General features: G+C 71.1%; 20 protein-coding genes. 9 read left to right on the forward strand and 11 right to left on the reverse strand.

The genetic code is table 11. The annotated features are described in order from the left end of the window. Nucleotides 1-57: 57 nt before the first annotated feature. Nucleotides 58-726: a response regulator gene (locus LUU90_RS01075; RefSeq protein WP_275001343.1), complete on the reverse strand. Its 669-nt coding sequence runs from the start codon at nt 724-726 to the stop codon at nt 58-60. Next, nucleotides 723-1,502, reverse strand: coding sequence for a sensor histidine kinase (locus tag LUU90_RS01080; RefSeq protein ID WP_275001345.1), 780 nt, complete (start codon nt 1,500-1,502; stop codon nt 723-725). Before LUU90_RS01080 ends, LUU90_RS01075 begins: the two co-directional genes overlap by 4 nt. Before the next feature lie 282 nt (nt 1,503-1,784). Between LUU90_RS01080 and LUU90_RS01085 the strand changes: the two genes are divergently transcribed. From LUU90_RS01085 to LUU90_RS01095, 3 genes are read left to right on the forward strand one after another with little or no spacing between them, the layout of a single operon-like run. Then, a complete protein-coding gene (locus LUU90_RS01085; RefSeq protein WP_275001346.1) occupies nt 1,785-3,215 on the forward strand; it encodes an FAD-binding oxidoreductase in 1,431 nt (476 codons plus the stop codon). Then, a complete protein-coding gene (locus LUU90_RS01090) occupies nt 3,212-4,207 on the forward strand; it encodes an ATP-binding cassette domain-containing protein (protein ID WP_275001347.1) in 996 nt (331 codons plus the stop codon). Before LUU90_RS01085 ends, LUU90_RS01090 begins: the two co-directional genes overlap by 4 nt. Next, nucleotides 4,204-5,028, forward strand: coding sequence for an ABC transporter permease (locus LUU90_RS01095; protein ID WP_275001348.1), 825 nt, complete (start codon nt 4,204-4,206; stop codon nt 5,026-5,028). The genes LUU90_RS01090 and LUU90_RS01095 overlap by 4 nt, the downstream gene beginning before the upstream one ends. 37 nt (nt 5,029-5,065) lie before the next feature. Here LUU90_RS01095 and LUU90_RS01100 read toward each other — a convergent pair whose 3' ends face one another. From LUU90_RS01100 to LUU90_RS01110, 3 genes are read right to left on the reverse strand one after another with little or no spacing between them, the layout of a single operon-like run. Continuing rightward, nucleotides 5,066-5,755, reverse strand: coding sequence for an HAD hydrolase-like protein (locus LUU90_RS01100; RefSeq protein ID WP_275001350.1), 690 nt, complete (start codon nt 5,753-5,755; stop codon nt 5,066-5,068). Between the two features lie 20 nt (nt 5,756-5,775). Next, the gene (locus LUU90_RS01105; protein WP_275001352.1) at nt 5,776-7,344 is read right to left on the reverse strand and encodes a multicopper oxidase family protein; all 1,569 of its coding nucleotides are present in this window, start codon (nt 7,342-7,344) and stop codon (nt 5,776-5,778) included. Continuing rightward, a complete protein-coding gene (locus LUU90_RS01110) occupies nt 7,341-7,784 on the reverse strand; it encodes a hypothetical protein (protein WP_275001353.1) in 444 nt (147 codons plus the stop codon). The genes LUU90_RS01105 and LUU90_RS01110 overlap by 4 nt, the downstream gene beginning before the upstream one ends. Nucleotides 7,785-7,903: 119 nt before the next feature. Between LUU90_RS01110 and LUU90_RS01115 the strand changes: the two genes are divergently transcribed. Both LUU90_RS01115 and LUU90_RS01120 read left to right on the forward strand, forming a co-directional pair. Then, nucleotides 7,904-9,031, forward strand: coding sequence for a sensor histidine kinase (locus LUU90_RS01115; RefSeq protein WP_275001355.1), 1,128 nt, complete (start codon nt 7,904-7,906; stop codon nt 9,029-9,031). Between the two features lie 5 nt (nt 9,032-9,036). After that, nucleotides 9,037-9,690, forward strand: a complete 654-nt coding sequence (locus LUU90_RS01120) for a response regulator transcription factor (protein ID WP_275001357.1) — start codon at nt 9,037-9,039, stop codon at nt 9,688-9,690. Between the two features lie 82 nt (nt 9,691-9,772). On the opposite strand, the gene fgd is transcribed toward LUU90_RS01120, so the two are convergent. From fgd to LUU90_RS01135, 3 genes are all read right to left on the reverse strand, one after another. After that, nucleotides 9,773-10,774 carry a glucose-6-phosphate dehydrogenase (coenzyme-F420) gene (gene fgd, locus LUU90_RS01125; RefSeq protein ID WP_275001359.1) on the reverse strand — a complete coding sequence of 334 codons (1,002 nt, stop codon included), beginning with the start codon at nt 10,772-10,774 and terminating at the stop codon, nt 9,773-9,775. Nucleotides 10,775-10,997: 223 nt separating this feature from the next. Beyond that, a complete protein-coding gene (locus LUU90_RS01130) occupies nt 10,998-12,179 on the reverse strand; it encodes an MFS transporter (protein ID WP_275001361.1) in 1,182 nt (393 codons plus the stop codon). After that, entirely contained in the window at nt 12,176-13,135 is a 960-nt protein-coding gene (locus tag LUU90_RS01135; protein WP_275001363.1) for an NAD(P)/FAD-dependent oxidoreductase, read from the reverse strand. Before LUU90_RS01135 ends, LUU90_RS01130 begins: the two co-directional genes overlap by 4 nt. 91 nt (nt 13,136-13,226) lie before the next feature. Between LUU90_RS01135 and LUU90_RS01140 the strand changes: the two genes are divergently transcribed. The 4 genes from LUU90_RS01140 to LUU90_RS01155 all read left to right on the forward strand — a co-directional run bounded on the left by LUU90_RS01140 (nt 13,227) and on the right by LUU90_RS01155 (nt 15,848). Next, nucleotides 13,227-13,850 (forward strand): helix-turn-helix domain-containing protein, encoded by a 624-nt coding sequence (locus LUU90_RS01140; protein ID WP_275001364.1) that lies wholly within the window; start codon nt 13,227-13,229, stop codon nt 13,848-13,850. A gap of 288 nt (nt 13,851-14,138) precedes the next feature. Continuing rightward, a complete protein-coding gene (locus LUU90_RS01145; protein WP_275001366.1) occupies nt 14,139-14,582 on the forward strand; it encodes a carboxymuconolactone decarboxylase family protein in 444 nt (147 codons plus the stop codon). A 64-nt stretch (nt 14,583-14,646) separates the two neighbouring features. Continuing rightward, entirely contained in the window at nt 14,647-15,066 is a 420-nt protein-coding gene (locus LUU90_RS01150; protein ID WP_275001368.1) for a DoxX family protein, read from the forward strand. 308 nt (nt 15,067-15,374) lie between these two features. Then, entirely contained in the window at nt 15,375-15,848 is a 474-nt protein-coding gene (locus LUU90_RS01155; protein ID WP_275001370.1) for a DUF3995 domain-containing protein, read from the forward strand. Between the two features lie 19 nt (nt 15,849-15,867). On the opposite strand, the gene LUU90_RS01160 is transcribed toward LUU90_RS01155, so the two are convergent. From LUU90_RS01160 to LUU90_RS01170, 3 genes are read right to left on the reverse strand one after another with little or no spacing between them, the layout of a single operon-like run. After that, nucleotides 15,868-16,815, reverse strand: a complete 948-nt coding sequence (locus LUU90_RS01160; RefSeq protein ID WP_275001372.1) for a hydroxymethylglutaryl-CoA lyase — start codon at nt 16,813-16,815, stop codon at nt 15,868-15,870. Beyond that, a complete protein-coding gene (locus LUU90_RS01165; RefSeq protein ID WP_275001373.1) occupies nt 16,808-18,862 on the reverse strand; it encodes an acetyl/propionyl/methylcrotonyl-CoA carboxylase subunit alpha in 2,055 nt (684 codons plus the stop codon). The genes LUU90_RS01160 and LUU90_RS01165 overlap by 8 nt, the downstream gene beginning before the upstream one ends. A gap of 5 nt (nt 18,863-18,867) precedes the next feature. Further along, on the reverse strand, nt 18,868-20,439 hold the full coding sequence (locus tag LUU90_RS01170) for a carboxyl transferase domain-containing protein (protein WP_275001374.1): 1,572 nt from the start codon (nt 20,437-20,439) through the stop codon (nt 18,868-18,870). Between the last annotated feature and the right edge of the window lie 8 nt (nt 20,440-20,447).

Raw genomic sequence — 20,447 nt, forward strand, 5'->3', positions numbered from 1 at the left:
CAGGCGATTCTGCGGATGACGTCCAGCAGTCAGGTCCAGCACGTCAGGTCCCACAGGTCAGGCCTGTCGCGCCCGCGGCGAGACGAGCCCCGACTGGTAGGCGAGCACGACGAGCTGGGCACGGTCGCGAGCGTGCAGCTTCGTCATCGCGCGGCTGACATGAGTCTTCGCGGTGGTCGGGCTGAGCACCATGCGCTCGGCGATCTCGTCGTTGCTCAGCCCGTGCGCGACCAGGGCCACCACCTCACGTTCGCGGTTCGTGAGCCGGTCGAGATCGGGTGAGGAGAGCAGGTCGGGCGGGCGTGCCACGAACTCGCTGATCAGCTGCCGGGTGACCGACGGCGACAGCAGGGCGTCCCCGCGCTTCACCACTCGTAGCGCCTGCAGGAGGCTCGCCGGGTCGGTGTCCTTGAGCAGGAATCCAGCGGCCCCGGCGCGCAGGGCGCGGAACACGTGCTCGTCCAGGCCGTAGTTGGTCAGCATCACGACCCGCACGTCGCACAACCGGTCGTCCTCGACGATGCGGCGCGTCGCCTCGATGCCGTCCAGGACGGGCATCTGCACGTCCATCAGCACGATGTCGGGGCGGTGCTCGACGGCGGCCGCCACACCCTCCTCGCCGTTGGCGGCCTCGGCCAGGACCTGGAGATCGTCCTCGCTGTCCAGCAGTGCGCGGATCCCTGAGCGGATCAGGTGCTGATCGTCGACGAGGACCACCGAGATCATCGGCGTTCCCCGCCCGACGGAGCGGTCGGCAGCTCTGCCACCACCGAGAACCCGGTGACAGGACCGGGCCCGGCGCGCAGGCGCCCGCCCACGGCGGCGACCCGCTCCCGCATGCCGATCAGGCCGTGGCCCGGCACCGGCGGTGTCCGGGGCGCCGAACCGTCGTCGTCGACCTGCACGGTCAGCAGGCCGGTCCCGTAGGTGAGACGGACCGTCGCCGTCGCCTCACCGGCGTGCCGGCTGGCGTTCGTCAGCGACTCCTGGACCACCCGGTACGCCACCTGGTCGACGCCGGACGGGAGCGGCCGGGCGGTCCCCTCGACGGCGACGGTGATCGGCAGACCCGACGACCGCGCGCGGTCGACCAGCGCGGGCAGCCGGTCGAGACCGGCACCGCCGCCGTCGTCGTCACGGCGCAGCGTGTCGAGGGTCGACCGGAGCTCGCGGGCCGCGTCGGTACTCGCCTCCTGGATCGCGAGCAGGGCGGCGGCGGGTTCCTCCCCGCGCTTGCGGGCGAGGTGCGCCGCGACGCCGACCTGGACGTTGATCACCGAGATGCTGTGCGTCAGCGAGTCGTGCAGCTCGCGTGCGATGTGCAGCCGCTCCTCGACGGCACGCCGACGGGCAACCTCCTCGCGGGTGCGCTCCGCGTCGTCCGCGCGCTGCTCGACCTCGCGCAGGTGCGCGCGCCACAGCACGAAGGCGACGGCGGAGACACCCGCTGTCGCGAGCCAGCCCGCCGCGTAGAACCGTCGCCAGCCCAGATCGGTGCGCATGGTCGTGGAGCCTATGGCGCGGCGCCGCCCCCACGCATCCCCCGCCGGGAGTACTCCCTGGCTACTCCCGGTGGAGCAGTCCCGACGCCGCCCTGCGACGGGGCGGGTAGCCACAGGTGTCGCCGGCGGGACGACGAAAACCGAGGGCATCCGGCCAAGGATCGGGACCACCGAACAAGACCAGCGAACCAACCCCGAACGACGACCGAGGAGTGCCCGGTGACCAGTCACCCGACCCATCAGCCACCTCAGCCACCTCAGCAACCGACCCACCGAGCCCTGATGAATGACGCGAACGACCCGCACGACCGTCGCTACCCGCGCGAGCTGCGCGGCCTGCGCGGCGACGTCCTGCTTCCGGAGGACGACGAGTACGCCGCCGCCGCGTCCACCTTCTTCGCGAGCGGGAAGCCCGCGCTCGTGGTCCGGCCGCGCGACGCCGCCGACGTCGCCGCCGCCATCCGGTACGTGCGGCGGGAGGACCTCGCGCTCTCCGTCCGGTCCGGGGGCCATGGCCTCCTCGGATCCGCGACCAACGACGGCGGCCTGGTCCTGGACCTGATCCACCTGGACTCGGTCGAGCTTCCCGGCCCCGATGTCCCCGCCGGCACCGCTCACCCCGCGGGCACCGGCAGCACGGGAAACCGCCTCGTCCGCATCGGCGCCGGCGCCACCTGGGGCAAGGTGATGCGCACCCTCGACCCGCACGGCCTCGGCCTCACGGCCGGCGACACGGCGGGGGTCGGGGTCGGCGGGCTGACGCTCGGCGGCGGCATCGGCTGGCTGGTCCGCAAGCACGGGCTCGCGATCGACCACCTCGTGGCGGCTCGCGTCGTCACCGCCGACGGGCGGCTGCTGACCGCCACACCGGACCAGCACGCCGACCTGTTCTGGGCGGTCCGCGGCGGCGGCGGCAACTTCGGCGTGGTCGTCGGCTTCGACTTCGTCGCCGGACCGGTGCCGCTGGTGCACTTCGGCACCCTCACCTACCGGCCTGACGACCCAGCGCGCCTCGTCACGGCCTGGCGCGACCACATGCGCACCGCTCCCGAGTCCCTGACCAGCACCCTCGCGCTGATCCCGCCGATGTTCGGCGGCCCGGCGAAGGCCACCGTGACGCTCTGCTACGCGGACGACGCCGCCGGCCCGCTGCGCGCGATCGGCCCGCTGCGGGCCATCGGCGAGGTGCTGGACGACGACGTCCGCGTGGCCCGGTACGCCGACGTCCTCGCGGACGCGCACCGGCCGCCGGGCGGGCGCCTGCTGTCCCGCAACGCTCTCGTGCCCACCCTGGACGACGCCGTCATCGACGCCGCCGTGGCCGCCTACCTGAGCGGCAGCTCGACGGTGCTGCGCAGCCTCGGCGGCGCGTTCGGGCGGGTGCCCGCCGACGCCACCGCGTTCGCGCACCGCGACGCCGAGGCGATGATCGTCTGCGCCGCCTTCCTCCCCGGGGACGCGACGACGGCCGGCACAGACGCGGACGGCGACGCCGGCCCGCCCGGGTGGGCCGGCGTCGCCCGGCACGGGACCGGCGTCTACCTCAACTTCCAGAGCTCGGACACGTCCGCGGACCTCGCGGCCGCCTACCCGCCCCGGACCTACGACCGACTGGTCGCGACCAAGCGCCGGTACGACCCCGACAACCTGTTCGGCCGCGCCCACAACATCGCGCCGAGCGCCGTCCCGGCCACGGAAGGAGTGCGCCAGTGAGCTACGCGTTCGAGGCCGAGGGCCTGGTGAAGCGCTACGGACGCACGACGGCGCTCGCCGGGATCGACCTGCACGCGCGCCGGGGAACGGTGCTGGGCGTGCTGGGGCCGAACGGTGCCGGCAAGACGACGGCGATCCAGATCCTGGCGACGCTGCTCACGCCAGATGCGGGCCGCGCCACGGTGGGCGGGCTCGACGTCGTGCGTGACGCCGCGCGGGTGCGCCGCCTGATCGGGCTCACCGGCCAGTACGCCACCGTCGACGAGGACCTCACCGGCACCGAGAACCTCGTGCTCCTCGGCCGCCTGCTGGACCTGCCGCGCGCCGCCGCCCGGGCCCGCGCGACCGAGCTCCTGACCCAGGTCGGCCTGACCGACGCCGGCGGCCTGCGCGTCTCCGCCTACTCCGGGGGCATGCGGCGCCGACTCGACCTCGCCGCCGGCCTCATCGGCCGGCCCGAGATCGTGTTCCTCGACGAGCCGACCACCGGCCTCGACCCCGGTAAGCGGGAGGACCTGTGGTCCACGATCCGCTCCTTGGCGGACGACGGCGCCACCGTGCTGCTCACCACCCAGTACCTCGAGGAGGCCGACGCCCTGGCCGACAAGATCACCGTGATCGACCACGGCAGGGTCATCGCGCACGACACCCCCGCCGGCCTCAAGCAGCTGGTCGGCGGCCGGACCGTCGTCGTGCGCCCGACCGACCCTGACCGGCTCGGTGCCGCCGCACGGGTCGTCGAGCGCGTCACCGGGCGGCCCGTCGAGCACCGGCACGGTGGCGCCCTGACCACACCGGTCGACACCGCGCGGGCCTTCACCGACATCGTGGGCGCCCTGGGCTCGGCCGGGATCGACGTCGCCGAGCTCGCGCTCCGGCTCCCCAGCCTCGACGAGGCATTCCTCGGCCTGACCGGTGTGACCGGCCCGGTCGGCCTGCCCGCCACGGCACGCGACACGACGCGCACCACCACCACGAGGGAGTCCGCATGACCGAGACCATCACCCGCCCGGCCGGCGTCCGCCTTCCTGGCAGCCCGCGCGAGCCGCGGCCGTGGCCACTGCTCCGGCACGGCTGGGCGCTCGCCGGGCGCAGCCTCACCAAGACCCGGCGCAACCCCGGCATGCTCCTGGAGGCGCTGATCATGCCGGTCATCTTCCTGCTGATGTTCGTCTACCTCTTCGGGGGCGCCGTCAGCGGCTCGTCCCGGGAGTACCTCCAGTACGTCTTCCCGGGCGTGCTGGTGCTGACCACCATCTTGACCGGGCAGGTGTCGACCGGGGTCAGCATCGTCGTCGACATGAAGAAGGGCGTCTTCGACAGGTTCCGCAGCATGCCGATCGCGCGCTCCGCGCCGCTCCTGGGCTCGGTGCTGGCCGATACCGTCCGCTACCCGCTCGCCGTCGTCATGCTGTTCGGGCTCGCCCACCTGCTCGGCTTCCGGGTCGAGACGGGCCTGGTGTCCGCACTGGCCGCGGTCGCGCTCACGATCGGGTTCGGCTTCGCGCTCAGCTGGCTCACGGTGCTGGTGGCCGTGCTGCTCCGGGACGAGAACATGGTCAGCTGGGTCGCGTTCCTCGTGCCGTTCCCCCTCGTCTTCGGCACCAGCATGGCGGCGCCCGCCGAGACGATGCCCGACTGGCTGCAGGCCTGGGCCGAGGTCAACCCGGTGAGCCACGCGATAGACGCGAGCCGCGGGCTGCTGCTCGGCGGCCCCGTCACCGAGCCGGTGACGATGACCCTGCTGTGGGGCGGTGCCGCCCTCGTGGTCCTGGCCCCGCTGGCCGCATGGGCCTACCGGCGCCGCATGTGAACCGGCAGGTGACCCAGCAGGTGACCCAGCAGCTGAGTCAGCTCGTGAGCAGCTTGCGCAGCTCCGCCGGCGTCGCGGCGATCGCCGCGACGCCGGCGGCCTCCAGCTCGCCGGGCGCTGCGTAGCCCCAGGTCACGCCGACGGTCGGCACACCGTGGTGGGCGGCGGCGTGCACGTCGTGCTCGCGGTCGCCCACCATGACGATCTGCCCGACGTCGGCCCCGAGCGCCAGCGCATGTGCGATCGCACGCTCCACGACGACCTCCTTGCCCTCCACCAGACCGGCCGCCTCACCGGCGGCGCCGTGGACGCCGTCCAGCCCGCCCTCGAGGTACTGGTCGAGCCCGAAGTGCTCGACGATCTGCCGCGCGTAGTGCTCGGGCTTGGCCGTGGCCACCAGGAGGATGACCCCGGCCGCACGCAGCTCCGCCAGCGCCTCAGGGAACCCGGGAACCACGGAGTTGTCGAACATGCCGTGCACCTCGAAGTCGCGGCGGTAGGCGGCGATCGCGAGGGCGGCATCGGCGTCGGACAGGCCGATCCCGGTCATGCTCGCGCCCAGCGGAGGCCCTACGAAGGTCCGCAGGACGGCGTCGGTGGGGACGTCGAACCCCGCGTCGGCGAACCCGACGCGCAGGGACGCGATGATGCCGGGGGCCGAGTCGGTGAGGGTGCCGTCGAGGTCGAGCAGGACGTGCGTGATGCGGTGGGGCAGCGAGAGGGTCACCCACCGAGCGTGCCACACGTTCAGTGGTGGCCCGTGTGCGTGTCCGTGCCGTCACTGTGCCCGCCGTCACTGTGCCCGCCGTCACTGTGCCCGCCGTCGTGCTCCCGGCTGGGCGGGGCCACCGCCTCCTGCCCCGGTTCGACGACGACGAACTGCCCCATCATCCCTTCGTCCTCGTGCAGCAGCATGTGGCAGTGGAACATGTAGGGCGTCTCCGGGTCGACGTAGTCGTCGAACCGCATGAGCAGTCGGTAGGTGCGCCTCGGTTCGAGATACACGGTGTCCTTGGGTCCGGCCAGCTGCGGCGGCGGTGCGTCACCGTCGACCGACAGGACGCGGAACTGCACGTCGTGCACGTGAAAGCTGTGGGGCATCGGTACGCTGCTGCGCACCTCCCAGATCTCGGTGCTGCCCTCGGTGACGACCTCGTCGATGCGCCCCATGTCCATGCGCCGACCGTTGATCTGGCGGTCGTCGAGCTCGAACGTGCGCGTCACGTCGGCGTCGTCCTCGTGCAGCGCGTCCTGGGCGGCGTGGACCGACGGCTCCCAGGCCGGCTCGGGAGACGGCGCGAGCTCGTCGGCGGCCCGCAGCTCCAGCACGTCGAACGCGTCGTTGCCGCCCATCGCGAACGGTACTGCGACGCCCCCCAGGTCGGCCTCGTACGAGTGGAGGCGCGTGGTCTCGCCCGGCTCCATCCGTACGATCACCTCGGTGCGCTCGCCGGGGGCGAGCCGCACCTGCTCGAGGGCGACCGGCGCGTCGAGCAACCCGCCATCGGTGGCGACGAGCTGCATCTCGCGGTCGGCGAAGCCGAGCTGGATCGTCCGCGCGGTCGACCCGTTGAGCAGGCGCAGCCGCACCCGCTCGGTCGTGACCTCGTGGTACGCGCCCAGGGTGCCGTTGGTCAGGATGGTCTCGCCCAGCGTGCCCGGCTCGCTGCCGTCGTGGTCGAGCTCGAGCTGGCCGTCGTCGCCGAGCACCTTGTCCTGCACGATCACGGGCACGTCGTCCACGCCGTACTCCTGCGGCAGGTCTGCGGCGCGCGAGGCGTCGTCGTCCAGGAGGAACATTCCCGCGAGGCCGCGGTAGACGTGTTCCTCCGTGGCGCCGTGCGGGTGCGGGTGGTACCAGAGGCTGGCCGCCGGCTGGTCGATCTCCCAGGTCGGGCGCCACGTGGCGCCGGGCTCTACCTCCTGGTGCGGCCCGCCGTCCATCGCGGCGGGCAGGTGCATGCCGTGCCAGTGCACGCTGGTCGTCGTGTCGAGCTCGTTGGTGACCTCCACGGCCACCCGCTCGCCGCGCTCGGCACGCAGGGTCGGTCCGAGGTAGGAGCCGTCGAAGCCCCACGTACGGGTCCCGACGCCGGGCCGGAACTCCGTGGTGCCCTCCTGCGCGGTCAGGGAGAAGACGCGCGTGCCGTCCACGACGCGCGACGGTGCCAGCGGTGGGATGGCGAGCTCGTTCGTGAACTCGGCCTCGTCCACTGAGGTCACAGAACCGGGGACGGCGCCGCAGCCGGCGAGCGCCAGCGCGGTGGCACCGGCGACGAGCGAGGCGGCGAGCGGCTTCGCGAGTGTGCGCCTCATCGGGCGGCGCCCCCGCCCGTGCGCCTGCGCAGCCGCTGCACGGCGGCGGCGGCGAGGCCCGCGAGCGCGCCCCAGAACGCGTTCATGAGCAGCTCCGGCACGACCGTCCAGGCGGCCCCGTCCGGGCCGCCGAAGCCGCCGAGCGCGGGGACGAGGAGCCCGAGCAGGAACGTGACGAGGCCGTACGCGACACCGGTGAGCGTGAGGGTGAGGACAGGCCGGGGTACGCGGCCGAGGCCGACCACCGCGATCCAGACGACGGCGGTGATGCCGATGATGGCGAGCGCCCGGGCCGCGCCCGTGCCGAAGAGACCGGTGAGGCCGGTCAGCGGCCAGAGCAGCGCGAGGGAGGCGAGGCCGGCGACGACCGCCCAGGGCACCGGAGCGGGCACGGGAGCGGGCTGGGGTGCGGACTGGGCCGGAAGGTGTGGTGATGTCATGCCTCGACGGTGCCTGGCGGGGGTGGGGTGGCACATCGGCCCGGGAGCGTCTCCTGGTGTCGCCTGGAGGCGACACCCACCCTGATGCCACGCGCACGTGCGATCCGTAGGGTGGCGGTGTGCCAGAGCAGAACGCGCCCCCGCTATCGGTCGACCCGCGCGTCACCGACGTCGCGCTGGCGCTCGCCATGGCGCTGGTGGTCGCTGTGGTCATCGCGGTGGACGCCGACACGGTGCAGCGCACCGGCGGCGGGGCGTACCTGTTCGCCGCCGGGTTCGGGGCGCTGGTCCTGTTCCGGCGGACGGCGCCGCGCACCGTCCTGGTCGTCACCGTGCTGGCGGTGTTCGTCTATTACGCGCTCGGGTTCGCGCCCATCGGCATGGCCCTGCCCGCTGTGGCCGCGCTGTACTCGGCGGCGGAGATGCGACACACCGGATGGGCCGTCGGCGCGGGCGTCACGCTGGTCGCCGTCTCCACGTACTTCCGGGTGGCCGGTGACGACACCGAGGACCAGCTGACGCCGTACGACCTGGTCACGAACGTGGCTCTGGTCGCGGCGGCGATCGCGCTCGGTGTCGCCGTCCGGCTGACGCACCAGGTGCGGGCGCACGAGGCGCGCGCCGCCGGGCAGCGGCTGCAGGCGGAGCGCCTGCGCATCGCCCGCGACCTGCACGACGTCGTGGGGCACAACCTGTCGGTGATCGCCCTGCACTCCGGTGTCGCCGCGGAGGCCGTGGGCCGGGACGACGACGCGGCCCGGGGCGCGCTGGAGCACGTGCGCGCGGCGACGTCGGGCACGCTGCGCGAGCTGCGCTCCACCGTGAAGGTGCTACGCGGGTCCATGGGCGGCGCCGTGGCGCCCACGGGCCTGGCGGGTGTCGACGCGCTGGCGCGGCCCGCACGGGCGGCCGGGCTCACGGTCGACGTCGACCTCGACGTGCCGGAGGGTGCCTTGGACGGCGCCATCGACGCGGCCGCCTACCGGGTGGTGCAGGAGTCCCTGACCAACGTCCTGCGGCACGCGGCGGCCACGCGCGTCACGGTCCGGGCCCGGGTCGACGGCGGTCACCTCGTGCTCCGGGTGGCCGACGACGGCCGGGGCGCCGGCACGGGCCTCGTACCGGGCTCGGGCCTCTCGGGGATGCGCGAGCGGGTCGCCGTGCTCGGCGGCGAGCTCACCACCGGCGACGCGCCGGACGGCGGGTTCGTCGTCACCGCCGACCTGCCCCTGCGACTGGAGACGTGAGGCCCATGATCCGCATCGTGCTGGTGGACGACCAGGAGCTCGTGCGCGCCGGTCTGCGGGCGCTGGCCGAGAGCGAGGGCGACATCGCCGTCGTCGGGGAGGCCGACGACGGGCGCGCCGGGGTGTCGCGCGTACGGGAGCTGCGGCCCGACGTCGTGCTCATGGACATCCGGATGCCGCGGATGGACGGCCTGGCCGCCACCCGGGAGATCGTCGCCGACCCCGCGCTCGGCGACGTGCGGGTGCTGATCCTGACCACGTTCGACGAGGACGAGCACGTGTTCGAGGCCATCCGGTCCGGCGCCGCGGGCTACCTGCTCAAGGACGTCGCGCCGGCCGAGCTGCGGCATGCCGTCCGCGTGGTCGCGGGCGGCGAGGCGCTGCTCGACCCGGGCGTGACGGCCACCGTGCTGCGCGCGGTCGCCGAGAACCCGGCGCCCCGGTCCGACGACCACAAGCTCGCGGGGCTCACCGAACGCGAGCGTGAGGTGCTGCAGCAGCTGGGCCGCGGGCTGACGAACGACGAGATCGCCCGCGAGCTCTACCTCAGCCCGGCCACCGCCCGCACCTACGTGAGCCGGCTGCTCGCCAAGCTCGGCGCCCGGGACCGCGCGGCGCTGGTGATCCTCGCCTACGAGACGGGGCTCGTCCGGCCGTGAGCCGGACGAGCCCCGCAGCACAGACCCCGGAGGGTCGGAGCCAGCGTCAGAGCCAGCGCCAGCGTCAGAGCCAGCGTCAGCGTCAGAGCTCCTTGAGGCGCGGCAGCACGTCCTCGCTGAACTGGGTGAGGAACCGCTCCTGGTCCTGACCGGGGCCGTGCACCACGAGGTGGTTGAGGCCGGCGTCGACGTAGGGCTTGATCAGCTCGACGGCCTGCTCCGGGTCGGACGCGACGATCCAACGCTTCGCGACCTGCTCGATCGGTAGCTCGTCGGCGAGCTGTTCCATCTCGGTGGCCGAGGTGACGCTGTGCTTCTGCTCCGGGGTGAGTGACAGCGGCGCCCAGAACCGGGTGTTCTCCAGCGCCGTGGCGGCGTCGCGGTCGTAGGAGATCTTGATCTCGATCATCTTCTCGACGTCGGCGACGTCCCGCTCGGCCTTCGCGGCGCCCTCGGCGACGGCCGGCAGCAGCTTCTCCGTGTACAGGTCCATACCCTTGCCGGAGGTGCAGATGAATCCGTCGCCCGCGCGTCCGGCGTACTTCGCCACGAGCGGGCCGCCCGCCGCGACGTAGACCGGCACCGGGTTCTCCGGCCGGTCGTAGATCTGGGCGCCGACCAGCTCGTAGTAGTCGCCCTTGAAGTCCACGCTGTCCTCGGTCCAGAGGGCCCGCATGATCTGCACGGCCTCGCGCAGCCGCGCGAACCGCTCCTTGAACTCGGGCCACTCGCGGCCCGAGACCGCGATCTCGTTGAGGGCCTCACCCGTCCCGACGCCGAGGATCACGCGGTTCTCGGTGAGCAGGGCGAGACTCGCGAAGGTCTGCGCGATGACGGCGGGGTTGTAGCGGAACGTCGGGGTCAGCACGCTCGTGCCGAGCTTGATCCGCGACGTGCGCTCCCCCGCGGCCGCAAGCCAGGCCAGCGCCGACGGCGCATGGCCGCCCTCGTGCCGCCACGGCAGGAAGTGGTCGGAGACCATCGCGCTGTCCAGTCCCACCTCCTCCGCGCGTACTGCGAGCTCAACCAGCTCGCGCGGCCCGAACTGCTCGGCGGACGCCTTGTAACCGATCTTCAGAGTCACATCTGCGACCCTACGCTCGATCGCCCGCGCGCGAACCCCCGCGTCGCGCAGATCACAGAGTTCCTGGTCAGCCGCCCGAGCAGCCGCCCCATCAGGCGTGCGGCAGCCCCGGAACGACCTAGAGCCTGCCCTGCGAATGGCCCGGACACGGGATTGGTAATGTCTGGTACGTGGGTGAGCGCAACACGCCGCGCGTCCTCTTTACGCATCCTGATCGGTCCGATCATCTCGGCTGTGTCGCGCTACGTTCGATAAGAACGAGGGGGACCGCGAAGGCAGCGAGCCCGGCACCGATCCAGGCCACGACCGTGATGGACGCGCCAGCGTTGAGTACGACGCCGGCCATGAGGGGCACGAAGCTGATTCCGAACTGGAACGCGGACACCGTGGTGGCTCCGGCCAGGGTCGGCGCGCTGGCGGCGAGGGCGAATACGCGTCCGTAGAGGGCGGGGTTGATCACGAAGCCGGATACTCCGAGGAGGAGCACGAGCGGGATGACAGCGAGCATCTGCGTGGCGAAGGATGCGATCAGCACCGAACAGACGGCGATCCCTGTCGATCCGATGATCATCGTGAAGTGGGGGTGCCGATCGGAGATCCGGCCCCCTATGGCGAGTCCTACGTAGGCGCCGATGCCGAAAAGGACGAGCACGGCGGCGATCCATGAATCGGGGATTCGAGTGACGTGGGTCAGGATCTCGGCCAGGTAATTGAAAGTGATCATGTAGGCCGCAGTGGTGAGCAGAGTGACCGCGTACACGAGCCAGAGGCGCGGTCGCCGCAAGGTGCGAAGCTCTCGTCGCACCGATGGTCGCTCCACCGCAGCGGTACGGGGCATCGCGGCGACGACGGCGACCGCCCCGATGAGTGTCAGCGCTACGACTAGCCAGAACCCACCCTGCCAGCCGGTGCTGTATGCGATCAGAGTTCCGGCTGGACCGCCCAGGATCATCGCCAGGCTGAGTCCGCTGACGACCACACCGGATGCACGCGCGGCGCGCTCCGGCGGGACCATGCTGACGGCGGTGACTGCCGCGACGGCGAAAAATCCTGCGTAGGCGAGTCCGGCGAGGAACCGGGTGACGAGGAGCGCGGGGTACGTGCCGACGATCAGTCCGACGGCGATGCAGGCGGCGAAGGCGATCTGGGTCAGCACGAGCGCGGTCCGACGCGGCCAGCGCAAGCTGATGACCGCGAAGGGTGGGCCCCCGATCACAACGCCGATGGCGAATGCGGTGATGAGCCAGCCGACCGTGGCAAGGCTGACGTCGATATCGGCAGCGACGATGGGAAGCACCCCGGCGAGGAGGAACTCGGCGCTGCCCATGGCGAAGAGGCTGAACGCGAGCAGATACACACCCAGCGGCAGCACGTTCGCCCGTGCAGGGGCAGCGATGGCGCTCATGACCGGCCTTCTGGTCTGCTCGCGCACGCCCGCTCCGCCGCAGCCTCGAGATCTTTCTCCAGGAGCCACGAGGTGATTGCGATCGCAGTAGCGGAGGCTTCGCCGGCCGCCGTGATGACCTGCGCACGCGGATTGACGACGTTGCCGCAGGCCCAGACACCGGGAACACTCGTTGCGCCGGGCCCCTCGACCGCGACCCACCCGGTATCAGGCACTGTCGCGCAACCCAATGCGTGAAGGACCATGTCGTTGGGCCGCGGCTGGGGTGCGATGAACGCCCCTTCGCACTCCAGCACTGTGCCGTCAACGAACTCGATACCGATCAAGTGACCCTGGTCGCCGCGAAACCGGGCAACGGTGCCATCCTCGATCCGCACCCCGAACGCCTCCAAGCGGCCGCGTTCGGTCTCCCGGATATCCATGTCGTGGGGACAGAGGGTCACGCGGTCGCTGTAGCGGCGCAGGAGCGCTGTCTGGTGAAGCGTCATGGCAGGTACCTGGCCACCGATGACGACGAGGTTACGACCGGCGGCTTCGTGACCGTGGCAGTGCGGACAGTGGTGTACGGCCGATCCCCACATCTCTCGCACCCCGGCGATGTCTGGAAGCTCATCAGTCAGACCCGTCGCGACCAGGACCGCACGAGTCGACACCAGCACGCCCGAGTCCAAGGTGACCACGAAGCCGTCGTCCGCGTCGCTCCGGGTCGCGTCGACCACACAGGCATGCGCGAATTCGCCGCCGTAACCCACCACCTCTCGCCGACCGATCTCAAGGAACTCCGCGGGGTTGACCCCGTCGCGTGAGACGAAGCCGTGCATATGAGCAGCCGACGCATTCCGTGGCGTCCCGTCCTCGACCACCAGCACATTGGCCCGCGCGCGCTTCAACACGAGCGCCGCAGACAGACCGGCCGCGCCCGCACCGATGATCACAACATCTCGATGGTTCTCCATAGCCATCACCTCCGAGAACAACGGTCACCGGCCGCCGTCCGCAACGACAACAATCGTTGCCAAAAATGGAACGATCTGATCGTATAGAGGTATGGACACTCACCCCGCCATCGATGCCACCCTCAGCCAGGTCGGCGTCCGGTTGCGTCAGCTCAGAGAGAAGAAGAGCCTTTCTCTCGGTGATCTCAGCCGGACCACGGGGATATCCAAGAGCACCCTGTCCCGACTGGAGACCGGACAACGCAAACCAAGCCTGGAACTGTTGCTGCCCATCGCCGCAGCCATGGGCGTGCCGCTCGACGAGATCGTCGCGGCGCCGCGCATCGTCGACCCGAGAATGCCGCAGAAGGCCCAACGAACCGGCGGTCGCGTCATCGTCCCGTTGTCCAGAAACCAGGGCGAACCCAAGGCCTACAAGCTCACCATCCCAGCCAGCGAATCCACCCCGTCGACCCGCACCCACCCCGGCTACGAATGGCTCTACGTACTAAGTGGCCGACTCCGCCTGATCCTCGGCGACTACGACCTCACCCTCGGCCCAGGAGAGGTCGCCGAGTTCGACACTCAACAACCACACTGGTTCGGATCGACCGGCAAGGGGGACGTCGAGATCCTCAGCCTCTTCGGCAAACAGGGCGAACGCGCACACATCAGAGCCCGAACCGCACCTTCCGCACCGGGAACGGGTCGACCTCTCCCCGGCGCGGACTCCTGATCGTCAGCGCGGAGCTTTCCACAGCAGCGACGCGGTCCGCCAGCCCCACCCGGAATCGCCCGAGCGAGCACTGCTCGGTCAATGCCGACGCACGTCGGCGATCGAGCCGAGCGACGGTGGCAGCGATGGCGGAAGGAGCAACCGGTCGCCGATCCAAACACGTCGTTCCGTTTTTGGCAACGAAAATTGCTCATACGGGCGGACGCCGGTGATCGTTGTTCTCCGAGTGATGGTGACGTAGAACCAATCGTGGATACTCCCTGTCGAAAGGTCATGATGGCTGCACGGATGAAGGATGTGTACCGGCTCGCTGCCGGTGGCTATCGAGGGCTCAATGCGGTCGAAGGGTATGTCAACAGCAGTGGGATACCCCGGGGCCTCCTCGAGCTCGTACGGATCCGAGCCAGTCAGATCAATGGATGCTCGGTCTGCACCGATATGCACTCACGGAGGGCACGGGCGGTGGGTGAGAGCGATGAGCGTCTTTGGTCGGTCGCGGCATGGCGCGATACGCCGTTCTTCACCGACGCTGAGCGCGCGGCGCTGGCACTCACCGAGGCGACCACCCGCATCGCCGACAATTCCGCGGGAGTTGCCGACGACAGCTGGGACAAGGCCGCTGCCCATTTCGCGGACGAGGAACTGGCGGCGCTGGTGACCGCCATCGCATCGGTCAACGCGTGGAACCGAATCAACGTGGCTGCGCGACTGAGTGCCGGCAACTTCCACTGATCCTTTGATTGACTGGGCTGATCGCCACGGGTTTGGCGCGCTTGGCGGAGCCGAAGGAACATGGATGCCCACCGTAACCCTCATCGTGATCAGCATCACGGTCGTCATGAACATCGTGATCGTGGTCGGGGACATTCTGCAAGTCAAGTTCGTGGTCGCGAACTCCAGAGAAGTAGGAGTACCCGACCGCTGGCTGCCAACCCTCGCTGTTCTCAAAGGAGTCGGCGCGGCCGGGCTCGTCGTCGGTGTTGCGGGCCCTCCCGTGATCGGAATATTGGCTGCCTTCGGACTCTCGTTGTTCTACCTCGGTGCCCTTTTCGCACATGTTCGCGTGCGCGTCTTCCACAGCATCGCGTTTCCTGCACTCTTCTTCGCATTCGCGCTCGGATCACTCGCGCTCCTCTTGGCAACACCTGAGGCGGGAGCTGCATCCATATGTGAACAATTCTCGATCCGTTGCGCGAAGACAATCCAGAGAGGATAGGCCATGGCCGTAGCATTTCTTGCCATCTGCTACACCCATCCCGACCACAGCGACGCATTCTCGGAACGAATGCGGACGGCGGCCTCCGGTGCGGCCGTGTGCTCCGGCTGTCGACCCTCCGAAGAGGCCCAGACGTCCCCGTTCACGATCGCTCACGAGGAGGGCGACTCTCGATTCGACGAGCGAAGGACCCAGCCTCGGCGCATCTTCTGGTTGACGAACGTGGCATCATCCAGTTCGCTCGACCGACGGCACATTTGATGAGATCACTCGATCCACGACCGCTTGGGGCACGCAAGTGGCTCCTCATGGCGGGACTCATCTCAGTGCTGCCCTATATCTCGATCAAGACATACTGGGCTCTGGGCGGTCGGGCGGGCCTGCCGAGCGGATTCGACATGGCGCTCGAATTCGAGAAGAACGGCGCTCCTGAGGTAGTGGTTTGGATGGAGCGACACGGCATCGACTTCACGGTCGTCCTAGCGCTGGTCGGCGTGGGCCTGCTGGCAATGCAGTCGGGCCCGCGAAGCCCGCGCGTCCCGCCCCTGCTGCTGCTCATCCCGGCCTGGACGGGAGCAATGTTCTTTGTCCCGTACGGTCTACTCACTGCGGCAGCTGCCGCTTCCAGCGGTGCCGGCGAACAGGGGCAGCTCACTGGATGGCTGACAGTCGCCGCCGTCCTGACTTTCTGCGGCCTCGGCACCTGCTTTGGTCTTTGCGCCTTGCGGGTACATCGAACTGTCGCTCCAGAAGATCGCTCCCGGCGACGAGAGCTGAGCTGACCGATTCACCGGACACGCCCTAGGGCCGCAGCGCCTGCAGCACCCGGCTCGGCGCCGGGCGCCCCAGGTGCCCCTCCAGCCAGGTGCCCGTTTCCACCAGGCTCGGCATGGACACGCCCGTGGTGATCCCGAGCCCGTCGAGCATCCAGAGCAGGTCCTCGGTGGCGAGGTTCCCCGTGGCCGACTCCGCGTACGGGCACCCGCCCAGCCCGCCCGCTGACGTGTCGAACGTGGTCACCCCGTGCCGCAGCGCGGCGGCCACGTTGCCGAGCGCCTGCCCGTAGGTGTCGTGGGCGTGCAGGGCCAGCACGTCGTCGCTCAGGCCGGCGTCGTTCAGGGCGTCCAGGAGCGCGACGACGTGCCCCGGCGTCCCGACGCCGATCGTGTCCCCGAGCGAGAGCTGCTCCGCCCCGAGGTCCATGAGCCGCTTGCCCGCCGCGACCACCTGGTCGAGCGGCACGTCACCCTCCCACGGGTCGCCGAAGCACATCGACACGTACGCCCGCACCCGCATCCCCGCCGCCCTCGCCCGGGTCATGACCGGCTCGAACATCGACCACTGCTCGTCCAGCGAGCGGTTCAGGTTCCGCCGTGCGAAGGTCTCGGTGGCGCTGGCGAAGACCGCGATGTGCCGCAGTCCCAGGTCAAAGGCGCGCTCCAGGCCCCGCTCGTTGGGAACAAGCACCGGCAGGTCACGGGCGTGGTCGCCGATGCGCTCCACCAGCGCGGCGAGCACCTCCTCCGCGTCGGCGAGCTGCGGCACCCAGCGCGGGTGCACCAGGCTCGTGGCCTCGACGTACGGGAGGCCGGCGTCGAGCAGCCGCTCGACCAGGCCGACCTTCACCTCCGTCGGCACGATCGCCTTCTCGTTCTGCAGCCCGTCGCGCGGGCCCACCTCGTAGATGGTCACGCGGTCCGGAAGGCTCGGGTCGGGCACCACCTGGGGGTGGCGGAGCTGCTCAGCCATCTGTCGCCTCCGGTTCGTCCGCCGGTCCCACCTCGAAGAGCACCTGCCGCGCCGCGACCTGGTCGCCCGCCCCCGCGCGGACCCGTACGACGCCGTCCGCCGGCGCCAGGAGCGTCACCTCCATCTTCATCGCCTCCAGCACGCCGAGCGACTGCCCGGCGGTCACCAGGTCGCCGTCGCGCACCTCGACGCGGGCGAGCGTGCCCGGCATCGCGGCGAGCACCACGCCGTCGGACACCTCCGCCGCCCCGAGGCTGGAGGCGCCCGGCCGGACGAACCGGAACGTGTGCCCGCGCGTGCTCACCTCCACCGACCGGGGACCGACGTCCACCGCGAACCGCGCGGTGCTCCCGGCCAGCTCCAGCAGCCCGTCCGCCGACACTCCGCCGACGTTCCCAGCCGCGGCCCCGGCCGTGCCGCCGACCGTGCCACCGACCCTGCCACCGACCGTGCCGTCGCCCATGCCGCCCACGGACCGGCACGACGTCGGCGGCTCGCCCTCGCGGCGCACCTCACCGCGGGCGATGCTCACCCGGAGCACCGCGTCGTCCAGCTCGACCCACGTGTCGGCGGGCGGTCCACCGAGACGCCACCCGTCGCCGCCGTCGGCCATGGCCGCCGTCGCGATGGTCCACGCGGCCGCCACCATCGCCGGGCGCGGGTCCGGGGCGGGCAGCGGATGGTTGTCCAGCCACGCGGTGTGCACCTCCCCGTCGCGGAACGCGTCGGAGTCGGCAAGTGCGCGCACAAACCCGGTGTTGGTGACCAGGCCGCCGATCGCCGTCGCGTCGAGGGCGCCGACGAGGCCCCGCCGGGCGGTCTCGCGATCGGCGCCGACGGCGATGACCTTGCCGACCATGGGGTCGTAGGCGGCCGGGACCACCGTGCCGTCCTCGATGCCGGCCTCGACGCGCACGTGCGAGCCCTCGGGCCACCGCACCCGGGTGGCGGTCCCGGCCTGCGGCAGGAACCCGCCGAACGCGTCCTCGGCGTAGATCCGCGCCTCGATCGCGTGGCCGTGCACGGCGACGTCGTCCTGGGAGAAGCCCAGCTCCTCGCCCGCCGCGACGCGGAGCTGCTGCTCGACGAGGTCGATGCGCTCGCCGCGCACGGTGACCACCTCCTCGGTGACGGGGTGCTCGACCTGGAGGCGGGTGTTCATCTCGAGGAACCAGGCGCCCGCGTCGCTCGGGTCCGACGGACCCCCGACCTCCACCAGGAACTCCGCCGTCCCGACGCCGGTGTACCCGGCCTCGCGGGCGAGCCGGACCGCACAGGTGTGCAGGGCGTCGCGAACGGTCGGGTCGAGATCCGGCGCCGGTGCCTCCTCCAAGACCTTCTGGTGGCGGCGCTGAGCGGAGCAGTCCCGCTCGTGGAGGTGCAGCACGTTGCCGTGCTCGTCCGCGAGGATCTGCACCTCGACGTGCCTGCCCCGCTCGATGTAGCGCTCCAGCAGCAGCGCGTCGTCGCCGAACGCGGCGGCGGCCTCCCGGCCCGCCGCGGCGATCGCGGGACCGAGCTCGTCCTGCTCGCGCACGATGCGCATGCCCTTGCCGCCGCCCCCTGCGGCAGCCTTGACGAGCAGCGGGAAGGGGAGGTTGCCCTGTGCGGCGAACCACCCACCGCGGATGTTGCCGAGCGACCGCAGCACCGGGACGCCTGCCCTCTGGGCGATCTCCCGGGCCGTGTCCTTGCGCCCCATGGCCTCCATCGCATCGGGCGGAGGCCCCACCCAGGTCAGGCCTGCGCCGACGACGGCGCGCGCGAAGTCCGCCTGCTCGGACAGGAACCCGTAGCCGGGGTGGACGGCGTCGGCGCCGGTCTCCTTGGCGGCCGCGAGCAGCGCGGGGATCGACAGGTAGGACTCGGCAGCCGGCGTCGGCCCGATGCGCACGGCGACGTCGGCGGCGCGGGTGTGCGGGGCGGCGCGGTCGGCGTCCGAGTAGACGGCAACGGTACGCAGACCGAGGCGGCGCGCGGTGCGGATGATCCGCAGGGCGATCTCGCCGCGGTTGGCGATCAGGAGAGTGTGGATCGGTGTGGGCATGTCGGTCACATCCGGAAGATGCCGTAGGACGGCTCGGCGATCGGGGCGTTGGCCGCTGCGGCGAGGCCGAGGGCGAGAACGCGGCGGGTGTCGGCGGGGTCGATCACGCCGTCGTCCCAGAGACGGGCGGTGGCGTAGTAGGGGTTGCCCTGGGCCTCGTACTGGGCGCGGATCGGCGCCTTGAACGCCTCGACCTCCTCGGCGGGCGCGTCGGCGAGCTCGCGGCGCACCGTGGCGAGGACGGACGCCGCCTGCTCGCCACCCATGACCGAGATGCGGGCGCCGGGCCACATCCACAGGAACCGGGGGTCGTAGGCGCGGCCGCTCATGCCGTAGTTCCCGGCGCCGAACGAGCCGCCGAGCACCACGGTGAACCGGGGCACCGACGTGCAGGCCACGGCGGTGACGAGCTTGGCGCCGTCCTTGGCGATGCCGCGGTTCTCGTACTCCTTGCCCACCATGAACCCGGCGATGTTCTGCAGGAACACCAGGGGGATGCGTCGCTGGTCGCAGAGCTGCACGAAGTGCGCGCCCTTGAGCGCCGACTCCGAGAACAGGATCCCGTTGTTCGCGACGATCCCGACCTGGTAGCCGTCGATGCGGGCGAACCCGCAGACCAGCGTCTCGCCGTACCGGGCCTTGAACTCGTCGAGCTGGGAGCCGTCGACGATCCGGCGGATCACGTCGCGCACGTCGTAGGGGGTGCGCGGGTCGGCGGGTACGTCGTAGAGGCCGTCGGGATCGAGCTCGGGCTCCTCGGGTACCGTCCGGTCCAGGCTCGGGGCGGCCGGCCGGGTGGTGCCGATGATCTGGCGCACGATGCGCAGGGCATGCGCGTCATCGTCGGCCAGGTGGTCCGCGACGCCCGACGTCGTGGTGTGCACCAGCCCTCCGCCGAGCTCCTCCGCCGTCACGATCTCGCCCGTGGCGGCCTGCACCAGGGGCGGCCCACCGAGGAAGATCGTGCCCTCGTCGCGCACGATGACGGCCTCGTCGCTCATCGCGGGCACGTATGCGCCGCCCGCGGTGCAGGACCCCATGACCGCCGCGACCTGCGGGATGCCGCGGGCGGACAGATTGGCCTGGTTGTAGAAGATGCGCCCGAAGTGCTCGCGGTCGGGGAACACCTCGTCCTGCATCGGCAGGTACGCGCCGCCGGAGTCCACGAGGTAGACGCACGGCAGGTTGTTCTCTGCGGCGACCTGCTGGGCGCGCAGGTGCTTCTTGACCGTCATCGGGTAGTAGGTGCCGCCCTTGACCGTCGCGTCGTTGGCGACGATCACGCACTCGCGCTCCGCGACGCGGCCGATGCCGGTGACGATCCCCGCACTGGGCACCGCCCACTCTCCCCCGTACATGTCGTACGCCGCCAGGGCCCCGATCTCGAGGAACGCGCTGCCGGGGTCGAGCAGGCGGTCCACCCGGTCGCGCGCGAGCAGCTTGCCGCGGGCGGTGTGCTTCTCACGCGCCGCGGGCGACCCGCCCTCGCGCACGCGAGCCAACCGCTCACGCAGTTGGTCAGTGAGGGTGCGTAGATCCGTTCCAACGCCAGTGTTGATGGCCACGTGACGCAGCATAGTCCGCC

The organism is Promicromonospora iranensis (assembly GCF_028994775.1).
Lineage (GTDB): Bacteria > Actinomycetota > Actinomycetes > Actinomycetales > Cellulomonadaceae > Promicromonospora > Promicromonospora iranensis_A.

What these genes read in the sequence shown, in the direction of transcription:
- LUU90_RS01095 (WP_275001348.1), top strand. Translation starts at nt 4,204, where the DNA reads ATGACCGAGACCATCACCCGCCCGGCCGGCGTCCGCCTTCCTGGCAGC.
- LUU90_RS01135 (WP_275001363.1), bottom strand. Translation starts at nt 13,135, where the DNA reads ATGGAGAACCATCGAGATGTTGTGATCATCGGTGCGGGCGCGGCCGGT.
- LUU90_RS01080 (WP_275001345.1), bottom strand. Translation starts at nt 1,502, where the DNA reads ATGCGCACCGATCTGGGCTGGCGACGGTTCTACGCGGCGGGCTGGCTC.
- LUU90_RS01160 (WP_275001372.1), bottom strand. Translation starts at nt 16,815, where the DNA reads ATGGCTGAGCAGCTCCGCCACCCCCAGGTGGTGCCCGACCCGAGCCTT.
- LUU90_RS01170 (WP_275001374.1), bottom strand. Translation starts at nt 20,439, where the DNA reads ATGCTGCGTCACGTGGCCATCAACACTGGCGTTGGAACGGATCTACGC.
- LUU90_RS01150 (WP_275001368.1), top strand. Translation starts at nt 14,647, where the DNA reads ATGCCCACCGTAACCCTCATCGTGATCAGCATCACGGTCGTCATGAAC.
- LUU90_RS01130 (WP_275001361.1), bottom strand. Translation starts at nt 12,179, where the DNA reads ATGAGCGCCATCGCTGCCCCTGCACGGGCGAACGTGCTGCCGCTGGGT.
- LUU90_RS01075 (WP_275001343.1), bottom strand. Translation starts at nt 726, where the DNA reads ATGATCTCGGTGGTCCTCGTCGACGATCAGCACCTGATCCGCTCAGGG.
- LUU90_RS01085 (WP_275001346.1), top strand. Translation starts at nt 1,785, where the DNA reads ATGAATGACGCGAACGACCCGCACGACCGTCGCTACCCGCGCGAGCTG.
- LUU90_RS01110 (WP_275001353.1), bottom strand. Translation starts at nt 7,784, where the DNA reads ATGACATCACCACACCTTCCGGCCCAGTCCGCACCCCAGCCCGCTCCC.
- LUU90_RS01120 (WP_275001357.1), top strand. Translation starts at nt 9,037, where the DNA reads ATGATCCGCATCGTGCTGGTGGACGACCAGGAGCTCGTGCGCGCCGGT.
- LUU90_RS01145 (WP_275001366.1), top strand. Translation starts at nt 14,139, where the DNA reads ATGAAGGATGTGTACCGGCTCGCTGCCGGTGGCTATCGAGGGCTCAAT.
- LUU90_RS01155 (WP_275001370.1), top strand. Translation starts at nt 15,375, where the DNA reads ATGGCGGGACTCATCTCAGTGCTGCCCTATATCTCGATCAAGACATAC.
- LUU90_RS01105 (WP_275001352.1), bottom strand. Translation starts at nt 7,344, where the DNA reads ATGAGGCGCACACTCGCGAAGCCGCTCGCCGCCTCGCTCGTCGCCGGT.
- LUU90_RS01140 (WP_275001364.1), top strand. Translation starts at nt 13,227, where the DNA reads ATGGACACTCACCCCGCCATCGATGCCACCCTCAGCCAGGTCGGCGTC.
- LUU90_RS01165 (WP_275001373.1), bottom strand. Translation starts at nt 18,862, where the DNA reads ATGCCCACACCGATCCACACTCTCCTGATCGCCAACCGCGGCGAGATC.